This window comes from Niastella caeni (assembly GCF_004834005.1).
In the GTDB taxonomy this organism is placed as follows: Bacteria; Bacteroidota; Bacteroidia; order Chitinophagales; family Chitinophagaceae; genus Niastella; species Niastella caeni.
In genome coordinates this window covers 130,839-152,762 of sequence record NZ_STFF01000001.1, presented here as the reverse complement: position 1 = coordinate 152,762, position 21,924 = coordinate 130,839, and the positions used below count along the sequence as shown (strand labels likewise).

The window sequence follows — 21,924 nt, the reverse complement described above, 5'->3', positions numbered from 1 at the left end:
ACCTTGGGTACTCCTGTATTAATTTTTATTCGAATAAGTTGGTAAAAAACTCGCTTTCCTATCTGCTATAGAGGCAATGTGAAGGGTGAAAAGGCTGCTTGATATAGGTCAAAATAAGCCAAAACGTCAGGCAACCGGAAAGGGAAAAATGGGGTATATTATTTTGATAATTCCATGTGTTTATAATTGTTTCTGATGCAAGTAAACAATTTATACAAGTGGTTGTTGTTTAACTATTCATACAGAGCAAATAATCAATCGATTACAAATGAATGGTAAAGCACGGGCGTATTGCTGCGGCCGTTTTCTGTTCATTTGAACGGGCTGTTTGCTTTCCTGTTTTATGTTAACTTTGCCGAAATTTCATAACATGCTGGATTCTATTGAAAGTGCCATTGAAGACATTAAAAATGGTAAACTGGTTATTGTAGTGGATGACGAAGACCGTGAAAATGAGGGTGATTTTTTGACAGCAGCGCGTAATGTGACCCCTGAGATAGTGAATTTTATGAGTAAATACGGGCGTGGGCTGATCTGTGCTCCCCTGGAAGAAGAACGTTGCGTGGAATTGCAACTCGACCTGATGGTTAATAATAATACGGCCCTGCACGAAACGGCTTTTACCGTGTCGGTCGACCTGCTTGGGCATGGCTGTACCTCCGGTATTTCTGCCCATGACCGGGCAAAGACCATTCAGGCGCTGTTAGACCCGAATACCAAACCTGAAGACCTGGGCCGCCCAGGCCATATTTTCCCCCTGCGGGCAAAAAAGGGTGGCGTTTTACGCCGCGCAGGTCATACGGAGGCGGTGAATGACCTGGCCCGGTTAGCTGGTTTTGAACCTGCCGGGGTACTGGTAGAGATCATGAATGAAGATGGTACCATGGCCCGATTACCCGAACTGCAGGAAATTGCCAAAAGGTTTGATCTGAAGCTGATCTCCATAAAAGACCTGATCGAATACCGCCTGAAAACGGATTCACTGATCGAAGAAATTGTACGGGTAGATATGCCAACCAAATGGGGCAATTTTAAATTGATTGCCTTCAACGAAAAAGGCACGGCTAACGAGCATCTGGCCCTCATAAAAGGCGAATGGCAGAAAGACGAGCCGGTGCTGGTGCGGGTGCATTCTTCCTGCTTTACCGGTGATATTCTGGGATCTATGCGGTGCGATTGTGGCGAGCAACTGCACGCTGCCATGCAACATGTTGAAAAAGAAGGAAAGGGTATTATATTATATATGAACCAGGAGGGCAGGGGTATTGGATTGGTTAATAAATTAAAAGCGTATAAGCTGCAGGAAAGCGGTTTTGATACGGTGGAAGCCAACCTGCACCTGGGTTTCCCGATGGATAAACGGGATTATGGCATTGGCGCTCAAATATTGCGTTCCCTGGGCGTTACCAAGCTGCGGTTGTTGAGCAACAATCCTAAAAAACGCGCCGGTTTGCTGGGATATGGTTTGGAAATAGTAGAAGCCGTACCTATTGAAGTTGAACCGAACCCGCATAACGAAAAATACCTCACTACCAAAAGAGACAAGTTGGGACATGAGATATTGAAGAAGTAGGGGGTAGTTGACAAGGTAGTTGTCGACGGTTTCCGCATCAATTTTTTATAAATGCCACGTTTAAATAGCTTGGCATTTTTTATTTGTGGTTTATGGTTTGTTGTTTGTGGTTGCTCTAACCACAAACTAATTAATTGCTTCCTGTATCAGACTTCGAAGTATCATTTACAACAGGAACTTTCAATTTCTTTTTTCTTTCAGCGCGCCACAGATCGCTCAGGCGTTCAAAGTCGCGGCGATAGCTGATACTGGCGCCGGATCGGTTTTGACGGGCGCCTGCACCGGAGAGATAATTATACGAGTCGCGGTAAAAGAAGGTAAGCACCAGTTTTCCATCCTGGCGTATTTTCCAGTCTGCCGAAATATCGGGGAGGAATTGCAGGTTCTTTGTCGCCTGTACCTGTTGAGCCGATAGGCCAAAGTCAACCGCACTGCCAAACGTGAACGTGAGCCGTTCGTTCAAAAAGCTTTTACCAATATTGAAATTGAGGTTGGTGCGGTCGATATTCAATTTACTGCGGTCAATATTGTCGACCAGGTTAGAACCATTGTACAGTTGCGCATTGAAGTTAACCTTGATGCTTTTATCGTTGAACAGTTTTTGGAAGATGCTGGAGAACTGTTTGCTGAGAGCCCCTGACAGTACACCGGAAATACTGTTTACTACCACGCCACTGAAAAGCCCGGAGCCAAGTCCGCTTTGATTGCTGGACGAAGACACGGGGCCGAAGCTGTTGAATACGATCAGGAACGCCACCTGTTTATTCAATTCGTTCTGGTCGCGCTGGATCAATTGCAAAATGGCCAATGCATCCGGATCATCCTTTAACGGGCTGTTGGTAGGCAGCTCTATCTGGAACAGGATGTCGGGCTTCATCAGCTTTTTAGTGAGCTGGGCTACTACAATTACTTTACCCCGGTATTTGCGCACATTTGAGTTGGCGTTCGTCACTGCTTCTGTTGCCAGGTCACTGAAGCGCACATCATCTGCCTCGTATTCTGCATCTATTTTAATATCTGCATCGTATGGGTCGCCCCGCCATTGAATATAATTACCTACGTTCTCACGCAATTTAAAGGGTTTGCGCAGCAGGGATTGAAAATTGAAATTGTAATTACCGCGGTCTATATCGTACCGGCCGGTGATGCTGAAATTGCCATCGGTGCCGGTTTGCATTTTAAGGTTGCCATGCCCGTTAGCCTGAATGATGTCGCCCGTTAACTCGTCGAGGATCACATACATTTTGGCGTAATTATTTGCCGTTACATCGAGCGTTACATACAGGTTGCTGGCATCAGCACTGCGTACTGCCTTCATTTCGCTACCGTATTGTTTCCACACAACAAAATTAGCCTCGCCGCTTTCGCGACCGGTTTGTGAACGGATATACAATTCCGAACTATCGGCGGGCTCGCCGCGAACATCCAGGCGCATGTTTTCCAATGGTCCTCTGAATGTAGCATTGGCCCTGGCATACATAGTGCCGAAGAACGGGTCTTTGCTGGTGTTGGGCGTGTTCAACACCTGTAGTTTATTTGTGTTGAAGGCAAAGTCGAAGTACAGGTTATCAAAGGCCTGGTGTCTTAAAATGCCTTTGGTAATATGCCCCCTATTGCCTTTCTCATCTTTAAAAGCAAAAGAGCCGAAGTCGATGGCATCGTCTTTAAAATCGAACACGGCTGATGGGATCTTGTACAATACATTGGTATAGATCACCCGCAATTGACCATCGCGCAATTGCATCCGTCCCAGGTACTTCAGGTTATCGGTTGGGCCAACAATGCGCAATTGCCCGGTAGCGTATCCGTTCAGGTCGGTGAATACACCCGACAAATATTTATCGAGCAGGTTGATCTTCGTATCCTTGAAATTACCGGTGATATCAAGCGGAGAAGTATTGGCTGTGTCAGACAGGTTGTATAATCCGGTAAGGTCAAAATTATACTGGTCGTTTTCTGAAATGGTATTGAAGTTCACCTTGCCGGTCAGCTGGCTGTAATTGGCTTTCAGTTGCAGTTTGCCAATGGAGTCGTTATCGAGCCGGAACATTTCGGCTTCACCTGCCAGGTCTACCTGCAGTTTACCAAAGGGATCAATAATATCGGCGGTGGCGGTAAGCAAACCTTCCAACCGGTTATCGGTAACAACATAGGGAGCAAAGTCGCCAATGTTCACTTTTTTCATTTCTACCTTGATGTCATTGGTATTGCCTATGTCGGAAGGATGAGTGGTAACCAGGATCTCCTGTTGGCCGTTATAAATTTTTACGCCGTCGGCAGATACGAGTTCTTTACTTAATACGAGCTCGCCGTTCTTTTCAACCGTCCAGTTTTTACCATTCAGGTCAAAGTTCGATTGATTGAACAGGATGCGTACACCCGTTGGCATGGTTTGCACGCGGGCAGAAAGGTCGGCCGAGTTAAGCGTTTGATTGGCGGCTGTTTTTAACTGTACCAGCGACATATCATTCGCAGATCTTACCCGCAGGTCGGTGCCCGGAAAATGCAGGCTGTCGTTGATGTAAACATCTGCAATGGAACTGGTCATTGACAGGGTGTCGTAATTGCCGCTTCCTTTCAGGTTAAGATTATAGAAAAAAATGTTTTTATAACTGAACTGGGGGATCTCCGCATTCAGGTCGAGCTGATTTTCCTTGCTGTTGATACGACCGGTAACGGTACTGTAATTAAATCCGCTTAAGTTTTTATCAATAAAGCTCATGTATTCATCCACTCTTTTAGTGGTGAACACAAAACTGAAATTCTCATTCTTCAGCACCGTCGTTGGCGGCTTAACGTAGCTGGGGTAGTATTTATTCAGGAAAGACCTTACGGCGGCGGGCAGGTCCCGGATAGAGAATTCGCCGACCAACGCGCCATCGAATTCATTGCTGACAACGGTGATCACTTTGTTGGTGCCCATGGTTTTCGATTCAATGCTTAATGAATCGAATGAAAGCGGCTTGCTGTTCTTCAGTACCGAGGCTTCATAAATGCGGGCGGTACCCAGGAAGTTGTCGATATTGTCGCCGGTGAAGTTCATCCTGAACTTTCCTTTTACTTCAATACTGTCGCGGGTTAGTTTAACATTTCTGAGGTCGGCTTTGCTGATCTCCGCTTCGAAATTAAACGTGGGTACTTTTTTGCTGAAGTCGACCAATCCGTTCAGGCGCGCGGTTAAATTGGGATCATTGCTGATCACTTCTCCATTGAACAGGCGTTTGGCCACCGTACCTTTTACCACGATGTTCTGGTAGTTGTAATTATTTACATCGAGCGAACGGATGTTGCCATCGAGTTTGGCATTGAGCGTACTGGCTTTAAGCCCCCGGCCGTTCACCGAACCCGTGAAGTTAATTTTACCTACCTGGGGTGCATCTACAAATTCGCCCAGGGCAAAAGACCGGGTTTCGATACTACCTGTGTAAACGGTTGGACCGTTATCCGGGAATTTCATATTTACGTCGCTCACCACCACACCCAGCTTTGTTTCAATGGTACCATAGGTAACAAAGTCTTTTATAAAGCCGGTGAAGTTGCCTTTGAAGCGGAGGTATTCGAGTTTATCGAGCCGTGGCTGATCGAATTCTTTTAGATCGGGAACGATGGTGATGGCATCATGGTAGGTAGTTCTGAATTCGTTTGCTTCAAAGTCGATATAGGTTTTATCGATGTTGGTTAAACTGTTAAGCCGGATGTTACCGTTGAGGTAGGTGTCTTTACCGGCCTCGATCACCAGCTTGCGGGCGCTCAGGCTTTCGAGGGAACCTTTTACTTTACCGGTAATGCGGATCTCTTTTTTCCAGGCTTGCAGCTCGGGTGCAAAGTAGGCGATGTCGTCGCTGTTCAATACGGCATTCGTAAAATCGCCTTCCATGCGAACTTTGGTTTCAAAATCGCTCATGTCGTCGAACGTGGCATAGCGCATGGCGAAAAAGTTCTGCAGGTGGCTGCGATTGGTTTGAATATCAAGGTGCGCAAATTCCATGGCTTCGGGATGCCAGGTAACGCGGGCATTTAATTTTTTAACTACCAGTCCGCTGCGTTCTTTGGTTGAAAGCATTAAACCGGCAGTGATGGTATCCTGCCTGAAGGCTACCTTGCTGAATACCGCGTTGATATTGGTGAACAGAATATGGTTGCCATCGAAGTACTCATAAGGTTGGCGCTCTGTTTGCAAATCGTTATGGAAAGTGCCTTTTTTCAGCGTGAGTTTGTTAACGGCTATGTCCCAGTTGCCGGGATTCCAGCGCAGATTTTTGGGATCGTTGACGATAGGGATGGTGTCAGGTTTGGGCCGTAACGAATCGGGCCGTTTACCGTCATAGTTGTAGATGGCGAAAACCGGTTTGTCGATTTCAATGTCGTTTATATGGGCGACCCTTTTTTTGAGGTTGATCTCATCGGCATCTATATCCATGGAACCCAGGTGCAGCATCATGTTTTCGCCGCGCCAGCCATCTACCTGCATCAGCTTAACGTTGCGGAACTCTATTTTTTCAAGGTCCAGGTCAATGTCGTCCTGTTTTTTAACTTCTTTTTTTTGCGGGCTGCTAAAGTATTCTGCCAGGAAGCGGTAGTTCCAGGTGCTGTCGCTGCGTTTTAGTTGAATGACCGCATTATCGAGACCGATATAGCTCAGCACGATTCGGTCTTTGAGGAAAAACCAGTCGGTAATGTTGACCTTTACGGCGCCGGCATACAGCAGGGTGTCGTTGTGCTGATCGTTTACCAGTGTGCCTTCCAGCACCATTTTATTGAATAAAGCGAAATCAACGTGTTGAATGCGAACTGTAGCGTGGAGATTCTTGGAAAGCTTGGTCGTAACCTTTTTTACCAGCCAGTTTTGGACCAGTGAGGTTTGTATAGCCAGCCAGGCTAATATGATCAGTCCGATCAATATCAGCAGCACGGTCCGGGATATTTTCCAAAACTTTCTCAGGGTTAAGGCGTATTAAATGTAAAAGTAATAAAACCGTTGTCTTTCCTGCGCAAAATCAATACCAATGAGTTGTTTTTGAGCAACTTTTCAGTGCCTTTAACATTGATAAAAACGCGCAAAGCGCCTGTGGCTGTATTGTACATACGCAAAATGGATATGAAGGTTGGTTATTTCATTGGTTTTTAACGAATAATTTGGGTGAATGGTTCAAAAAAAGGTAAACGGGGCTAATGGGGTCTATGGGTTGGGGGGAGAAAGCGGAAAGATAGTTAAAAGGCGCGGGCCTTCAAAGCAGGGGAGTGGGTAATTATTTAGGCTGCCCTATACGCCTCACGCTGTAAGCTTCAAGCTGAAAACCAAAGGCGAATACAGCTGCAAGCCGCAAGCTGAAAGTCAAAGGCAAATACAGCTGCAAGCTTAAGCCGCAGGCTGAAAACCAAAGGCGAATACAGCTGCAAGCTGCAAGCTTTAAGCCGCAAGCTGAAAGTCAAAGGCAAATACAGCTGCAAGCTTAAGCCGCAGGCTGAAAACCAAAGGCAAATACAGCTGCAAGCTGCAAGCTGAAAACTAAAGGCAAATACAGCTGCAAGCTGCAAGCCGCAAGCTTCAAGCTGAAAACCAAAGGCGAATACAGCTGCAAGCTTTAAGCCGCAAGCTGAAAGTCAAAGGCAAATACAGCTTCTCAACTGTCAGGTTTGGGGTTTCAATTTTTTCATAGAATTGTTTGCCAGCAGGGATCTTATTTGAGAGATCTCTCCCGTTGCGATTGTGGAAGTTCCTGGCGTAATAACACCGCATTAATACTTTCGAGGTTGCTGAGCACAACCAGTTGCTCCAGGGTAGCTTCATCCCGAATATTCCCCCCTTTACCAGGATTTTCTTTACGCCATTCTACGGCTGTTTTTCCAAAAAGCGCCCTGTTCAAGAGGTCTGCTTCGCTTGCATAAATAGCACCGGTTTGCTGGCGGGTAAGTTGTGGAGGGATTAAAGTTTCTTTAATGGCATCAGTATGAATACGGTAATTTATTTTAGACAGGGTGCGTTGCAGGTTCCATTCCAGTTGGAGGGTTTTGTTCTCTTCATCTTTTAGACGTTGGAACTCTTTAATGAGATAAAGTTTAAACTCGGCGCTGAGCCAGCTGCCGAACTCGAAGGCAATGTCTTTGTAGGCATAGGTGCGCCGCTATTGAATCGGCCTGTTTTGGCTATAATTCCTATTGCATTTGTTCGTTCACCCCATTTTTTTGCCGATAAAGTGAACCGGTTTATCCCCGCTTCCAGCATAATTCCCTCGAATTCGAGGGAATTAAACTCAGGATTGTTTATCTTTTCCCAAATTCCAATAAATTCAATGGTGTTTTTATTGCGAAGCCATTTTTCAATAAGAACGGTACCATCTTCCATGCTTCGAACCATATCCGTTAACGAAATATAGTCCTGCTCATTTACTTCAATGATCCTAACAGATGTTTCTTTTACAACAATAACCTTACTGTTTGGCATACCACTACTTGATTTAGCAGTTTGAAAGTACAACAAAGTAGGTTATGCGCTATTTAATATTGGTCAAAAAATAAATATATAAATTGGCGTTGATGTGCATCTATTACAGCACATTTCTGGCCTTGCTTGCAGATGATAGGGCAGTTATAGCTTTAGGCTGCTTTTGCCCATGTCTATTGCCTATTGATTCTTCGCCGGGTCTTTAATGCCATCGCTTTTATTATACGCCTCCGATTTTCCTTTTTCGATCGACAGGCTTTTCCATCCGGCGTCTTTGATAATTTTGGCAATGTAAAGGATCTGTCCAACGTGATAGGGATAATGCGCCAGTTGCCGGTTGATGGCATCTACTACTAATAACGGTTCTTCCCGGATGTAAATCGTTTTTAACAGGTCATTTTCTGTTAAAGCCGTAAGTGAGCTTAGAAAACAGTTCCAGCCTTTTTCCCACAACGCCACCAATTGCTGCCTGGAATAATCGTGCACTTCAAACTCTTCATCCCGTTGCCGCCACAACTTTTCACCGTCTTCTGTTAAAAAGTTGGTCCAGCGGCTGAGCATATTGCCCGAGAGATGTTGAATAATAACGGCTATGCTGTTAGAGGCTTCATTGGGCGTAAAATGAAAATCGGCATCTGTTAACTGTTCAAATGTTTTTTCACCCAACGATTTATAATACCGTAACCGCCTGATGGCTGTTTGCAGGTATTCGGTTCCTAATGTGGTTGGCATGACTGGAATTTTATGCAAGTTAATAACTGGCCGCGGCATCATCGCCTCTATTGTCGGCTACAGCTTCAATAACGCCATTTGCATTAATACGTATCACTTCAGTGCGGCCGATGGAACTACGCTGCGTTACTTTATATCCCATTTGTTTCAATTGTTGCCGTACCGCTTGCGGAAATTCGGCTTCCACGAAGATCTCATCCGGCAGCCATTGATGATGGAATTTGGGTTTGTTCACCGCATCTTCCGTACTCAGCTCAAATTCCATAATGTTAACAAGAGTTTGAAATACCGATGTTGTGATCGTTGTGCCGCCCGGTGTGCCGGCTATCAGGAACGGTTTGTTGTCTTTTAAAACAATGGTAGGCGTCATGGAGCTAAGCATACGTTTACCCGGCGCAATAGCATTGGCATCGGCGCCAATGGCGCCATACATATTGGGTACGCCCGGCTTAATGCTGAAATCATCCATTTCATTATTCAATAAAAATCCGGCGCCGCCTACGACGGTCTTGCTGCCATAAGATCCATTTAGGGTAGTGGTCACTGATACGGCATTGCCGTTTTTGTCGTACACATTGAAGTGGGTAGTTTCTTCGCTTTCGGTAATAACACCTGCCTGCGTAGTTTGGCTGCTGCCAGCCGTTTGGGCATTGTAATCTTTCATTCTTTCCAGGGCATACGCCTTGCTGGTAAGTTTTTTTACAGGCACTTTATAAAAATCAGCATCACCCAGGTATTTAGCACGGTCGGCATAAGCGCGGCGTTCTATTTCCGTCATCAGTTGCACCGCCTGGGCCGATTGAAATCCATACTGCTTCACCGGCTGATCTTCTATCATGTACATCATTTGTGGTAATAAGATACCGCCACTGCTGGGCAACGGCATGGTGATTATTTTATATGTTTTATACCCGAAAACTACCGGCTCCCGCTCTTTGGCTTCATAGTTTTTTAAATCATCATAACTGATGATGCCATTGGCCCGTTTCATTTCTTCAACGATCAGCCGGGCGGTTTCTCCTTCGTAAAAACCTTTCGCCCCGTTATCTCGAATGCGTTTTAAGGTGTTGGCCAGGTCCTGCTGCACCAATGTATCACCGGCTTTCCAGCCTCCGGGTTTTACAAAAACAGGGGTAACGGTATTGTATTTAATAAACTCATCTTTGTTGCCGTTTAAGTTTTTGGCTTCTGAAGCAGTTAATACAAATCCTTTTTCGGCCAGGTCAATGGCCGGTTGTATTAACTTTTTAAATGGCAGGCGGGCGTACTTCATGCAATCGAATAAACCGGCAATGGTGCCGGGCACACCGGCTGCCAAATGACCATTTTGACTTAATTCAGTTTGGGCATTGCCCGATTTATCAAGGTACATATCACGGTGTGCAGTAGCCGGCGCTTTCTCCCGGTAATCGATCGTAATGTTTGAACCGTTCGCTAACCGGATCACCGTAAATCCGCCACCTCCGATATTTCCTGCACCGGGGTACACTACTGCCAACGCTAACTGGGTGGCAATAGCAGCGTCTATGGCATTGCCGCCCTGTTTCATAATGGCAACACCGATCTCGCTGGCCAGCGGATGTGCAGAAACAACAGCGCCATTTGTTCCCGTTACCTTTTTCTGTATAGTATATTCATAAGGGTTAACCGGCAGGGAAGTGGTGGAACGCGTACCTGAACATGCGGTGAAAAGCAGTACTAACGGGAACGAGTATAAAAACAATACTTTCATATTAAGGAATAAGTTGAGTAGCTAAAATTAACAAACCAAAATTAGCTTCCGGTTTTTTTTCTGTTTGAAGTAAAAGTTCTAATTTTAGAACACTAACAAAAACTGTTTTACGGGGACCAAACTACATGAGCTTATGAGAGAACGCATATGTACAGAGCGTATACCTATCTTCTTACCATATACATTCCCATGTGTTTTGCGGGTTTTTGCCATTTCCCTGTTATTCACACAGTTTAAATATATTATTTACCCATATATTCACGCAGACGTTTCAATAAGTAGTATTCCTTGCAGGTAGTGACCCCTGCGGGGTTAAAAACGATCACTTGCGCAAAGTTACTTTGCGTTTATTATAAACTCTTAGTGGTCACATGAGAAAATAAAAAGCATCTCCATTTGTGAGGTGCTTTTTTCATTTTCAGCGATTTAATTACTTTCACAGTACATTTTGTTTATTATGAAGAAAGTTCCGGTAGTTCTGGCATTATTGCTTATCACGAGTCTGGCATTGTCGCAGGTAAAATCGCCCGATCAATTTCTGGGTTATAAATTGGGTACCCGGTATACACCCCATTATAATATCGTTAACTATTGTAAACAGGTAGCGGAGGCGGCACCCAATATGGTAAAGCTGGAGCAGTACGGGACTACCAATGAAGGCCGCCCTTTGTTATTGTTGTATGTAACATCGCCCGGGAACATGGAACGCCTGGAGGCCGTCAGGCAAAATAACCTGCGGCTGGCGGGAATGACATCAGATAAAATGGCGCCCGATGAAAAAGCGCCGGCCATCGTTTGGCTGAGTTATAATGTGCATGGTAATGAAACCTCTTCTTCTGAAGCAGCTATGCTTACGCTGTATGAACTGGTAAACCCTGCCAATACAAAAGCAAAAGAATGGTTGCAGCATACAGTTATTATAATCGACCCTTGTATAAACCCTGATGGCCGCGATCGATATGTAAACTGGTTCAATTCGGTGGTAGGCATACAGCCCAATCCACAACCCTATACGCGGGAGCATTCAGAACCCTGGCCGGGTGGCAGGCCCAATCATTATTATTTTGACCTGAACCGCGACTGGGCCTGGCAAACACAGGTTGAAACGCAACAACGCATAGTAAAATATAACCAATGGTTGCCGCAGGTTCATGTCGATTATCATGAACAATCGTATAATAGTCCCTATTACTTTGCGCCGGCTGCAGAGCCGTATCATGAAGTGATCACCGGCTGGCAACGCGAATTTCAAACCATCATTGGTAAAAACAATGCAAAATATTTCGATCAGCACGGCTGGTTGTTCTTCACCAAAGAGCGATTCGATCTTTTCTACCCCAGTTATGGCGATACCTATCCATTATATAAAGGCGCCATTGGTATGACCTATGAGCAAGGCGGCCATAGTCGTGGTGGCGCGGCAGTCATTAACCACGATGGCGATACTCTTACCTTGTGGGACCGGCTGTACCATCATTTCACCACTGGTATGAGCACCATTGAAGCTACTGCGCAGCATTCAAATAAAGTGGTGCAGGAATTTAAAAAGTATTACGACAAAGCACGAACTGCACCTCCCGGCGAATTTAAAGCGTATGTTATAAAAGCAGATGAAGGCAAAAAGATTGTCCGGCTGAAGCAATTGCTCGACCGGAATAACATTAAATGGTCTGATGCCGGCAATGCCAATTATACGGGCATTAATTATTTCACCGGAAAAATGGCAACGGTTAAAACAGATAGCAATGATGTTGTGATCAATGCCAATCAACCCAATGCCAACCTGGTGAAAGTGCTTTTTGAAAGGAATTCCCGCCTCAGCGACTCTGTGACTTATGATATCACCGCCTGGTCGGTGCCTTTTGTATATGGCCTTACTACTTACGGCCTGAATACCTATGTAACAGGGTTGACAAAACGTGAAGCCAGCACGACTACCAAAAAATCTCAGGTTAAGGAGTCACCAGTAGCCTGGCTTGTACGTTGGAATGGATTGAACAGTGTGCAATTCCTGAGTTCCATTCTGCAACAGAAAGTAAAAGTGCGGTATGCAGAGCAACCATTCAATATCGGCAATGAAGATTTTGATAAAGGTACCCTCATCATTACCCGTACCAGTAACCAGTCGATCGGCGCTTCACTGGCGGATATTATCAGTAAGGCTGCAGACAAGGCAGACATAGGGTATACTGAAGTTACTTCCTCTTTTGTTGATAAAGGATTTGATTTCGGTTCGGAAAAAGTACACAGCATGCAGGCGCCCAAAATAGGTTTGCTCGCAGGCGATGGCGTTTCTTCATTAGGAATGGGCGAAGTTTGGCACTTTTTTGATGTGCAGATCGGTTATCCCATCAATATCATCTGGTCGAACGACCTTACTAAAAATACCCTGCGCGAACTGGATGTACTGATCATGCCCGATGGCAATTACCGCTTTTTAGCAGACCGCACAATGAATGATGCTCTGAAAGACTGGGTGAGCAGCGGGGGCCGGTTGATTGCCCTTGAAAGTGGGGTAGCGCAATTGTCGGCGGCCGACTGGGGGATCAAGATCAAGAAAAGCGATGATGACAAAAGCGATAAAGAGGAGAAGAAAGAAGATTACAGTCTGTTGCGCCGGTATGAGAACCGTGAGCGGGATTTTATTCCCGGCTTCAATCCCGGTTCTATTTATAAAGTAGAATTGGATAATTCGCACCCGTTGGCGTTCGGTTATGATGATGCCTATTATACCCTGAAGCAGGACAATACCATTTACGAATTTTTTAAAGATATGGGCTGGAACGTAGGCGTGATCAAAAAAGACAACCAGGTGGCGGGCTTTGTTGGCTCCAAATTGAAGGATAAGCTGAAAGATGGGTTGTTATTTGGCGTTCAGGACATGGGAAGGGGTAACGTTATTTATTTGGCCGACAATCCCCTGTTCAGAAGCTTTTGGGAGAATGGGAGGTTGCTGTTTAGCAATGCGGTATTTATGGTAGGGCAGTAGAGAATGTCGAATATTGAATAATGAACTTCGAATGTTGAAGGAAAACTTAACAAAGGTCAGCCTGCTGAAAAGGGCCGAACTTCGTTATTCGAAATTAAAAATTCGATATTCAATATTGCGTAAGGTGTTAAAATTTACCAGCGGATTGGCACACTCCTCCGCATTGTGTTATTTTGTCCCCGGTTTCAGCTCAAAACTAAACGAATGAATGAATTATACCCCGGGCGATTACTGATATTGCTTGCTTTGCTGTATGTACTGCCTGTATCAGGACAGTCGCCCGCTGCATCTACCTCGGCCGATATCTTCCTGCAATTAAAAAAACTTAAAGTATTAGGATCGGTATTATATATAGCCGCACATCCTGATGACGAAAATACCCGTTTACTGGCATGGCTTGCCCGCGAACGATTATACCGCACCGGTTATTTATCATTGACCCGGGGCGACGGTGGCCAAAACCTCATTGGCGACGAACAGGGTATTGACCTGGGTTTAATTCGCACCCAGGAACTACTGGCTGCCCGCCGTACAGATGGCGCCGAACAGTTTTTCAGTCGCGCTTATGATTTTGGGTTCAGCAAAAGCACCGATGAAGCCATGGAAAAGTGGGGCAAAGAAAAAGTGCTTAGTGACGCGGTCTGGATCATTCGCAAATTTCAACCCGATATAATTATTACCCGGTTCCCTGAAGACAGCCGGGCCGGTCATGGACATCACTCCGCATCAGCCGTGGTTGCTCATGAAGCATTTCGCGCGGCTGCCGATCCCAACCGCTTTCCCGAACAATTAAAACAGGGCGTACAACCCTGGAAAGCAAAGCGCATATTCTGGAACACCTATAACTTCGGCAGTACCAATACGACCAGCAACGATCAATTGAAAATTGATGTAGGCGGATACAATGCTTTAGTAGGAAAAAGTTATGGAGAAATAGCCGCTGAAAGCCGTAGCCAGCATAAAAGCCAGGGATTTGGCGTGCCGGCCAGCAGGGGCAGCCAACTGGAATATTTTTCATTGACGGAAGGCGACGCGCCGCAAAGCGACCTGATGGATGGCGTAAACACCAGTTGGGCAAAAATAGAAGGCGGGAGTGCGATAGATGCAATGATAGATGAAATACTAAAGAACTATTCCCTGTTGAACCCTGAGAACACTATTCCTGCACTGGTGAATTTGTATAAATCATTACAGGCGTTAAAAGATGATTATTGGAAGAAACAGAAAATGGAAGAAGTGCAACGCCTGATTGAACAATGCAGCGGATTATTTATGGAAGCCACTACCGGTAATGAACAGGCTGTTGAAGGCGACTCTATAAAAATTAATATCACCATCAATAACCGGTTAGGCGCCCCCATTCAATTAAGCAAGATCAACCTCGATGTGCTGGACACAACGATGGCTATGAACCTGGAAAAGAACCGGAATGTAAGCCTGCAGCGAACATTTTATGTTTTTACCAACAAACCCATTTCACAACCTTACTGGCTGGAGCATAAGATGAACGATGGGTCCTTTACCGTTAATAACCAGTTGTTGATAGGAATGCCACAAAACGATCCTGCTTACCAGGCGCGTTTCGACCTGGTTATCGCCGGGCAACCGTTCACCTTTTTTAAACCGGTCCAGTACAAACATACCGATCCGGTGAAAGGCGAATTGTACCAGCCATTGGTAGTAGTGCCTTCTTCTATAGTTACTACCGAACCAAGCGTCATCATCTTCCGCAAAAATGAAAAGCAAAGCGCTGAAGTAGCTGTTACCGTAACCGCCAATAAACGATTTACCGGTTATAAAGCAAAAGTATCGAAGCGGCTTACATATGATAACAGCATAAAGACCGATAGCAACTTCACGGTGCAACCGGGCATGCAACGGCAATACATATTTGCTATAGATAATGGCATGTTAAAAGAAAAGGAGCAGGATTTTGTGCAGGCCTTTGTTGAACTGAAGAATGGCACGGAAGAACAACCTGCTTATTTAAATTTGACCAACATCCGGTACGATCATATTCCACATATCCATTATTTTTACCAGGATGCCATCAAAGTGTTGAATATAGACATAAAGACTGTTGGCAAAAAGATCGGTTATATTGAAGGTGCTGGCGATAAAGTGACCATTGCCTTGCAGCAAATGGGGTACGAAGTAACCATTTTGAAAGAAAAGGACCTCAACCCCTTTATGTTAAAGCAGTTTGATGCAGTGATCACCGGTGTGCGGGCATACAACGTGCATGATTACCTGGAAGGAAAACACGAGGTGTTGATGGATTATGTAAAGAACGGCGGCAACCTCATCGTTCAATACAACACCAGCAATTTTATCAGTTCTGTAACTTCCAAAATAGGACCTTACCCATTTGCTATTTCACGCAATCGTGTTACGGATGAAACGGCTACCGTTAACTTCCTGTTGCCCGGTCATCCCGTATTAAACTATCCTAACAAGATCACCGCCAAAGATTTTAATAACTGGGTACAGGAGCGTGGTATTTATTTTGCCGACCAGTTAGACGCCGCTTATGAAACACCGTTGGCAATGGCCGATCCGAATGAAAAAGAACAGAAAGGCAGCCTGATCATTGCTAATTATGGCAAAGGAAAATTTGTATATACCGGTCTGGTGTTCTTTCGTGAGTTACCTGCCGGCGTACCCGGTGCATACCGGTTGCTGGCAAATATTATTGCATTAAATAAAAAGAAAGGATTTTAGATGGGCCCTTTAACAAAGCGTGAATGGTTCTTCATTATTGCTATTGGTGTTGGACTTATACTGGGTAAGCTGTTAAAAAAAGTAACCTTAGGACTGGCATTGGGATTATTACTGACGATTATGGCGATCATGATCGTTTCGAATAAAAAGAAATAATACATTAAATACGTTGCATGTCACCGGTAGAAAACGAACAAATACCTGTATTTAAAAAGTGGCGGTATTGGTACTGGCTGGTGATCGGTTTTTTGTTGTTGCTGGTGGTGCTATTTTATCTCTTCACTAAATACTTCGCATGAACTTTTCCCGGTTAGACTGGACAGTATTGGTGTTCACCCTATTACTCATTATTGTGTATGGGGTGTATCGCAGCCGCACGTCTAAAAACCTGGAAGGGTATTTATTAAGTGACCGGCAAATGCCCTGGTGGCTGGTGTTGTTAAGCATCATGGGTACGCAAGCCAGCGCCATCACTTTTTTAACGGCGCCGGGTCAGGCGTATAGCGATGGGATGCGGTTTGTTCAATACTATTTTGGATTGCCCATAGCCATGGTCGTGATATGTATCACGTTTGTGCCCATCTTTCACCGGTTAAAGGTTTTCACTGCTTACGAATACCTGGAGCAACGGTTCGATGTAAAGACCCGGTTACTCACTTCATCCCTGTTCTTATTGTCGCGCGGCATATCCACCGGTATAAGCATTCTCGCACCTTCCATTGTACTGCATAGTATGCTGGGTTGGGATATTATCTTCACCAATTTGTTTATGGGTGGTTTGTTGATCATTTACACTGTGAGCGGTGGCGCTAAAGCGGTAGCCTATACCCAACAATTACAGTTCATTATTATTTATGCGGCTATGTTTATTGCGGCCTGGTGGGCCATTAAAATGCTGCCGCAGGGAATAAGTTTTACAGAAGCGCTGCACATTGGCGGCAAGTCGGGCAAGCTGAATGTAATTACATCTGGCTTCACAGAAAAGGGGTTCGACTGGAAAGACCGGTACAATATCTGGAGTGGTGTGATCGGCGGTTTCTTTTTAGCGTTGAGTTATTTTGGCACCGATCAAAGCCAGGTTGGCCGTTACCTCACTGCCCGTACCGAAAAGGAAAGCAGGATCGGTTTATTGATGAACGGACTCGTAAAGGTTCCTTTGCAATTTAGCATCCTGCTTATAGGCATTTTTCTTTTTGCATTCTATCAATTCAATAAAGCGCCGGCTTATTTTAACCTGGCACAGGAAAGAACATTACAACAGAGTAGCAATGCCGGTGAATATGCCGCTGTTTCTCAACAATATCAAAAGGTACAGGACGAAAAAAGAAAAACGGTGGCAGCGTTAGGTCAGGCATTGCAACAGCATGATCATAACAACATCAACCGGTTACGCGCTCAATTGCAACAGCAACAGCAACAGGCCGGGCTGGTGCGCGATTCTATCAAGAACATCGTTAAAAAAACAATTCCTGGCAGTGATGGCAATGATACCAATTATGTTTTCCTCCGCTTTGTTGGTGATTTTTTACCCAATGGATTAGTGGGGTTGATAATCGCCATTATTTTTCTGGCCTCCTGGAGCAGTATTGCCGCGGCATTACACGCGTTGGCTTCCTGTACTATGGTAGATTTTCATAAACGGTTATCGAAATCTACCGCTACACCATTGCAGGAATATCGCTGGTCGCAAGCGTATACATTGGTTTGGGGGGTGTTTTGTATTGTAGTAGCTCAGTTTGGTTATAACCTCGGTAATAGTTTAATAGAAGCCGTGAATATCCTGGGCTCCTGGTTCTATGGAACCATATTGGGCATATTCCTCGTTGCCTTTTATATGAAATGGGTAGGCGGACATGCGGTTTTCATTGCCGCGCTTATTGCGGAAGCAATTGTAATCAGCATATACTCGCTCGATCTGATCTCTTTTTTATGGTTGAACGTAATTGGCGCTGTTGGCGTTGTGTTGTTCGCGGGGATTATTCAGGTTGCGTTTGTGGGAAAAAACAACTCTGTTAAACAACAACCTGCCATTGAGAAATAAAGACCAGCTACCAGTTACCGGTTTCCAGTTCCCGGGAAGAGAAGGTAAATTATAATTATGGATTATGAAAAATAAACCCTGAACCCGGTAACAAATAACTCAACAACTATTAACCTCTGAGACCTCGCGGCAAACTTACTAACTAAAGAACCAGCTCCATTTGAATATTGCACCGCTCATACGGAGTAGCATGCCCGATCACTTTTTTAAATCCTAATTTGTGATACAGGTTAATGGCCGGTTGCAATATGGTATTGCTTTCGAGATAGAGTTTTTTAACGCCCAGCGACCTGGCCTTATCAATAGCAGCTTTTCCCAATAGCCAGCCGATGCTTTTACCCTGTACGGCAGGGGATACCGCCATCTTCGCCAATTCGTATTCATACACCGGATCATCCATCTTCATCAGCGCACAAACGCCTACTGGTTCATTGTTGTACAAGGCCACCAGAATATGTCCTCCTTTGGCGATAATGTTTTTTTGCGGCTGGTCCAGCGCCTTATGGTCTGCCGCTTCCATCTTGAAATATTTTGAGATCCATTCTTCATTCAATTTCTTAAACGCTTCCTGGTAAGCCGGTTTGTAATCAACGATCTGTACATCGCGGCTTTCGCGCAGTTTTTTTTGCTCCTGCACCCTGCGCAATAAAGATTTCTGTTTTAATAAGAACTCCCATTCTTCAATCGCCTTCCACAGGTCATACCGGGTTTGCGATAAGGCCTCTTCAATGGCATTGGTCACATCCAGGTATTGCGGCGCCATGTTGGTCACCACTTCTTTGCCTTTTTTTGAAAGACCAATCACATTCTTTCGGCCATCGAGCTTATCTTTTTTCTCCACTACAATGCCTTGCTTAACCATTTCCCTGATGATGGTGCTTACCGAAGGGTGGGAGTGGCCAATTTCCTCTGCTATAGCAGTAATTGTTTTATCCTGGCCCTGTGATAAGGCATGAAAAACCGGGAACCATTTTGGTTGCAACGATACATTGTACATCTTATAAACCTGGCTGGCGTCTTCAGTTATTTGCTCACTTAAACGACGCAGTCTGCTCCCCAGGGCCATTTTGCCGATATTATTATAGAAGTCCATTATTTAAGCAATTATGTAATTGATTACGTAATTTACGACTTTATTTGGGACTTGCATATTAAAATTCGGGAAGGTTGCATGGTCAACGGTGAATTGCTTCTGTTCCCGGTTCCTGTTTCCGGGAAGAACAAAGACATTGGCCGCCGGAGCTGGTAACCGGCTCCCAGGGGTAACCGGAAACAAAAAAGGTGCATCCGCCAACTGGCGGATACACCTTTTTTGTTTAAAATATTTTCTTAAACTACTTCAAAGTAGCCAACAGTTTTTGGTTCAGGGCTACATAATCATCGTTTTTAGCTTCTTTGGCCAGCTCGATCGATTTGTTAGCTGATTCAACCGCTTCCTGTTTTTTACCCAGTTTGGCCAGGCAATTGGCTTTTTGGTGAAGCACCCAGAAGGCTTTAGGATTTTGTTCTGATGCTTTATTGAACCATTCCAGCGCCTGGTTCAGGTCTTTGCCATTATCCATATAATACATGGCAGCGCCGAAATAAGGATGGCTCTTTTTATCTTCCAGTTTCATCAGTTCATCGATCTTGGCCATTACTTTGGTCTCTACATCGGCAGTGATGGGCAGAATAACATCGGTTTTGTCCCACAAAATATGCAACTCAATGCTGGTTGGTTTTACATTGGCGAATTGCATGGTAAAGGTTTCAATCTTGTTTTTAATGCTTTCAGGTTTTGCCTGTACACGCACCACATCACTTTCCTGTTTGTAGGCAGCGGGTGAGGTTACATCCGTTTGTTTGGAAATAATGATGGTCCAGGAACCTTTGTCGGGAATGGTCAACAAACCGTATTTACCGGCGGGAATTTTTTGACCGCCGATAATTACTTCATCAGCAAATGTAAGGGTGGTGGCCGCGTTGGCGCCGGTACGCCATACTTTGCCGAAAGGCACGAGGTCGCCGTATATTTTACGGCCTTTTATATTTGGACGGGAATATGACAATTCAATTGAACCCAGCCCAAAATCCTGTTTAATGGTTTGTGTACTGGAAGGCGCAGGTGTTTTTAATTGCGCTTCAGTGGTAAAAGCAAATGCCAGCAAGCATCCTATCAGTAATGTCTTTCTCATGACGAACAAATTTTTGCGAAAGTAAGACATTAAAGGTATGTACAATGGGAAGTTGGGATGAACGGATCATTAAAAACGTACCATGACAGTTACGCGGGCTTTGCGTCCATTGAGCACTTTCCATGAAGGGCCTTGCGAAATAAGCCGGATGGCTTCTTCATCGTATGCTTTTGACAGTGATTGCTGTATTTTGAAATCAGAAAGCGTTCCCTTTTTATTGACCTGGAAGGATACTACTACATTACCGGTGGTGCCTGTACTTCCAGCCGGTATTTTTTTATTTTTTTCAAGATATTGATCGAAGGCTACCCACCCAAATACCGGTTCTGCCTCATATATCATGGTATTGGGATAAGTATTAAGAGCCGCCGCTGCTTTTTTCCCTTTTACATCAGGTGCAGCAGGCTTATTCAAGGTCACATTGGCAGGTTGCAATTGCAACTGGTTCATGGCCAAATTATTTTGTAGTGTGAAGTTTTGCGTACCATAACCGGTAACATTTACTGCCACATCTACTACGGAATCCGTTACGGGTATTTTAAAAAATCCTGATTTATCCGTAATAATATTATTGTTGTTTTTAGTTATCTGTATATACGCATTGGCAACCGGGTTGTTATTGAGATCAGTCACCTGGCCTTTAATAACACCCGACAATTCTTTATTAACGGTTGTCGATTTTTTATATTTGTTATAATGGCTATCGCTTTTTGCAATTGTGATCAGTTCTGTTTCCCGGTCTTTATCGAACGCTTTTGTGTCCGATTCTTTCCGGGACCTCAATGTTTCAGGAACAGCGGCCGGCGTTACAGCAGCTTTCTGTTTTTCGGCAGTTTCCTGCTTTGTAATAGCTACACCGTTAGCTCTATCAGCGAGTTGGTCAGTTAACTTTAACTCTTCCGCCCCTGCCTTGGATGAATCAAATTGTTGGCGTGCCAATGCAGGCGCTTGCTCAGCAGGTGGGGCCGCAGCAGGAATGGTTGCCGCCGCTACTTCTTTTTTATTTTCCTGGAATGTATTGGTTTTACCGGTTGTTGCATTAGCGGTAACTTCTTGTGCAGGTGTTGAATTGATGTTTTTTTCGCTATCTGGTAACGTAGACACTGGTGCGGGCGCTTGCTTTTGTTCTTCCGTTTTTGCCACTACCGGGCTCATACTGCTTTCATTCGGCCTGGTAACAAGCGTATAGATCCAAACGCCGGTTATGATCACCACTGAAGCAGCAGCGGCGGCCTGCCAATACCGGAATGGCTTAAACGATACTACTTTTCCGGTGGCTGCTGTACGGGTTTGAAATTGTTGCTGTAACTGCTGAAATTGACCGGTTACAAGACTTTCAGGGTGATCTGTTAAAGCCTGTTGCATTCCTTCAATGGCATCAGCCAGGAACGGGTCATCCAGCGCCGCTTTTTCCATTGCGTGCATTTCCCGGGCAGATAATTTTCCCTGCACATATCGCTGAATATCTGCCGTTGAATAATGACTAATATGTTCCTTATGATCGTTCATGATGCTAA

At 44.8% G+C, this 21,924-nt stretch carries 14 protein-coding genes; 6 read left to right on the top strand and 8 right to left on the bottom strand.

Annotated elements, in window-relative coordinates; all coding sequences use genetic code 11:
- The first annotated feature begins 370 nt into the window (after positions 1-370).
- Positions 371-1,573: a bifunctional 3,4-dihydroxy-2-butanone-4-phosphate synthase/GTP cyclohydrolase II gene (locus tag FAM09_RS00635; RefSeq protein WP_136575146.1), complete on the top strand. Its 1,203-nt coding sequence runs from the start codon at positions 371-373 to the stop codon at positions 1,571-1,573.
- Between the two features lie 130 nt (positions 1,574-1,703).
- On the opposite strand, the gene FAM09_RS00630 is transcribed toward FAM09_RS00635, so the two are convergent.
- The 5 genes from FAM09_RS00630 to ggt form a co-directional block, all read right to left on the bottom strand.
- The gene (locus FAM09_RS00630) at positions 1,704-6,485 is read right to left on the bottom strand and encodes a translocation/assembly module TamB domain-containing protein (protein ID WP_136575145.1); all 4,782 of its coding nucleotides are present in this window, start codon (positions 6,483-6,485) and stop codon (positions 1,704-1,706) included.
- Between the two features lie 769 nt (positions 6,486-7,254).
- A complete protein-coding gene (locus tag FAM09_RS31500; protein ID WP_243751625.1) occupies positions 7,255-7,440 on the bottom strand; it encodes a hypothetical protein in 186 nt (61 codons plus the stop codon).
- Positions 7,441-7,601: 161 nt separating this feature from the next.
- Positions 7,602-8,018, bottom strand: a complete 417-nt coding sequence (locus FAM09_RS31175; protein ID WP_262711624.1) for a KilA-N domain-containing protein — start codon at positions 8,016-8,018, stop codon at positions 7,602-7,604.
- Positions 8,019-8,198: 180 nt separating this feature from the next.
- Positions 8,199-8,750 (bottom strand): DUF1572 family protein, encoded by a 552-nt coding sequence (locus tag FAM09_RS00620; protein WP_136575144.1) that lies wholly within the window; start codon positions 8,748-8,750, stop codon positions 8,199-8,201.
- Positions 8,751-8,769: 19 nt separating this feature from the next.
- Entirely contained in the window at positions 8,770-10,482 is a 1,713-nt protein-coding gene (ggt, locus tag FAM09_RS00615) for a gamma-glutamyltransferase (protein ID WP_136575143.1), read from the bottom strand.
- 457 nt (positions 10,483-10,939) lie between these two features.
- Between ggt and FAM09_RS00610 the strand changes: the two genes are divergently transcribed.
- The 5 genes from FAM09_RS00610 (at position 10,940) to FAM09_RS00600 (ending at position 18,233) form a co-directional block, all read left to right on the top strand.
- Positions 10,940-13,471 (top strand): M14 metallopeptidase family protein, encoded by a 2,532-nt coding sequence (locus tag FAM09_RS00610; protein WP_136575142.1) that lies wholly within the window; start codon positions 10,940-10,942, stop codon positions 13,469-13,471.
- 204 nt (positions 13,472-13,675) lie between these two features.
- Positions 13,676-16,192 carry a PIG-L family deacetylase gene (locus FAM09_RS00605; RefSeq protein ID WP_136575141.1) on the top strand — a complete coding sequence of 839 codons (2,517 nt, stop codon included), beginning with the start codon at positions 13,676-13,678 and terminating at the stop codon, positions 16,190-16,192.
- Positions 16,193-16,348: a hypothetical protein gene (locus FAM09_RS30585; protein ID WP_153825433.1), complete on the top strand. Its 156-nt coding sequence runs from the start codon at positions 16,193-16,195 to the stop codon at positions 16,346-16,348. It abuts the gene before it with no gap.
- A gap of 17 nt (positions 16,349-16,365) precedes the next feature.
- Positions 16,366-16,491, top strand: coding sequence for a hypothetical protein (locus FAM09_RS31350; protein ID WP_262711623.1), 126 nt, complete (start codon positions 16,366-16,368; stop codon positions 16,489-16,491).
- Positions 16,488-18,233, top strand: a complete 1,746-nt coding sequence (locus FAM09_RS00600; RefSeq protein ID WP_136575140.1) for a sodium:solute symporter — start codon at positions 16,488-16,490, stop codon at positions 18,231-18,233. The genes FAM09_RS31350 and FAM09_RS00600 overlap by 4 nt, the downstream gene beginning before the upstream one ends.
- A 142-nt stretch (positions 18,234-18,375) precedes the next feature.
- Here the strand turns inward: FAM09_RS00600 and FAM09_RS00595 are convergent, their stop codons facing one another.
- The 3 genes from FAM09_RS00595 to FAM09_RS00585 all read right to left on the bottom strand — a co-directional run bounded on the left by FAM09_RS00595 (position 18,376) and on the right by FAM09_RS00585 (position 21,916).
- The gene (locus FAM09_RS00595) at positions 18,376-19,326 is read right to left on the bottom strand and encodes a bifunctional helix-turn-helix transcriptional regulator/GNAT family N-acetyltransferase (protein ID WP_136575139.1); all 951 of its coding nucleotides are present in this window, start codon (positions 19,324-19,326) and stop codon (positions 18,376-18,378) included.
- Positions 19,327-19,567: 241 nt separating this feature from the next.
- Positions 19,568-20,407 (bottom strand): DUF2911 domain-containing protein, encoded by an 840-nt coding sequence (locus FAM09_RS00590; RefSeq protein WP_136575138.1) that lies wholly within the window; start codon positions 20,405-20,407, stop codon positions 19,568-19,570.
- Positions 20,408-20,476: 69 nt separating this feature from the next.
- Complete coding sequence (locus FAM09_RS00585) at positions 20,477-21,916, bottom strand: TonB family protein (RefSeq protein ID WP_136575137.1); 1,440 nt, start codon at positions 21,914-21,916, stop codon at positions 20,477-20,479.
- Between the last annotated feature and the right edge of the window lie 8 nt (positions 21,917-21,924).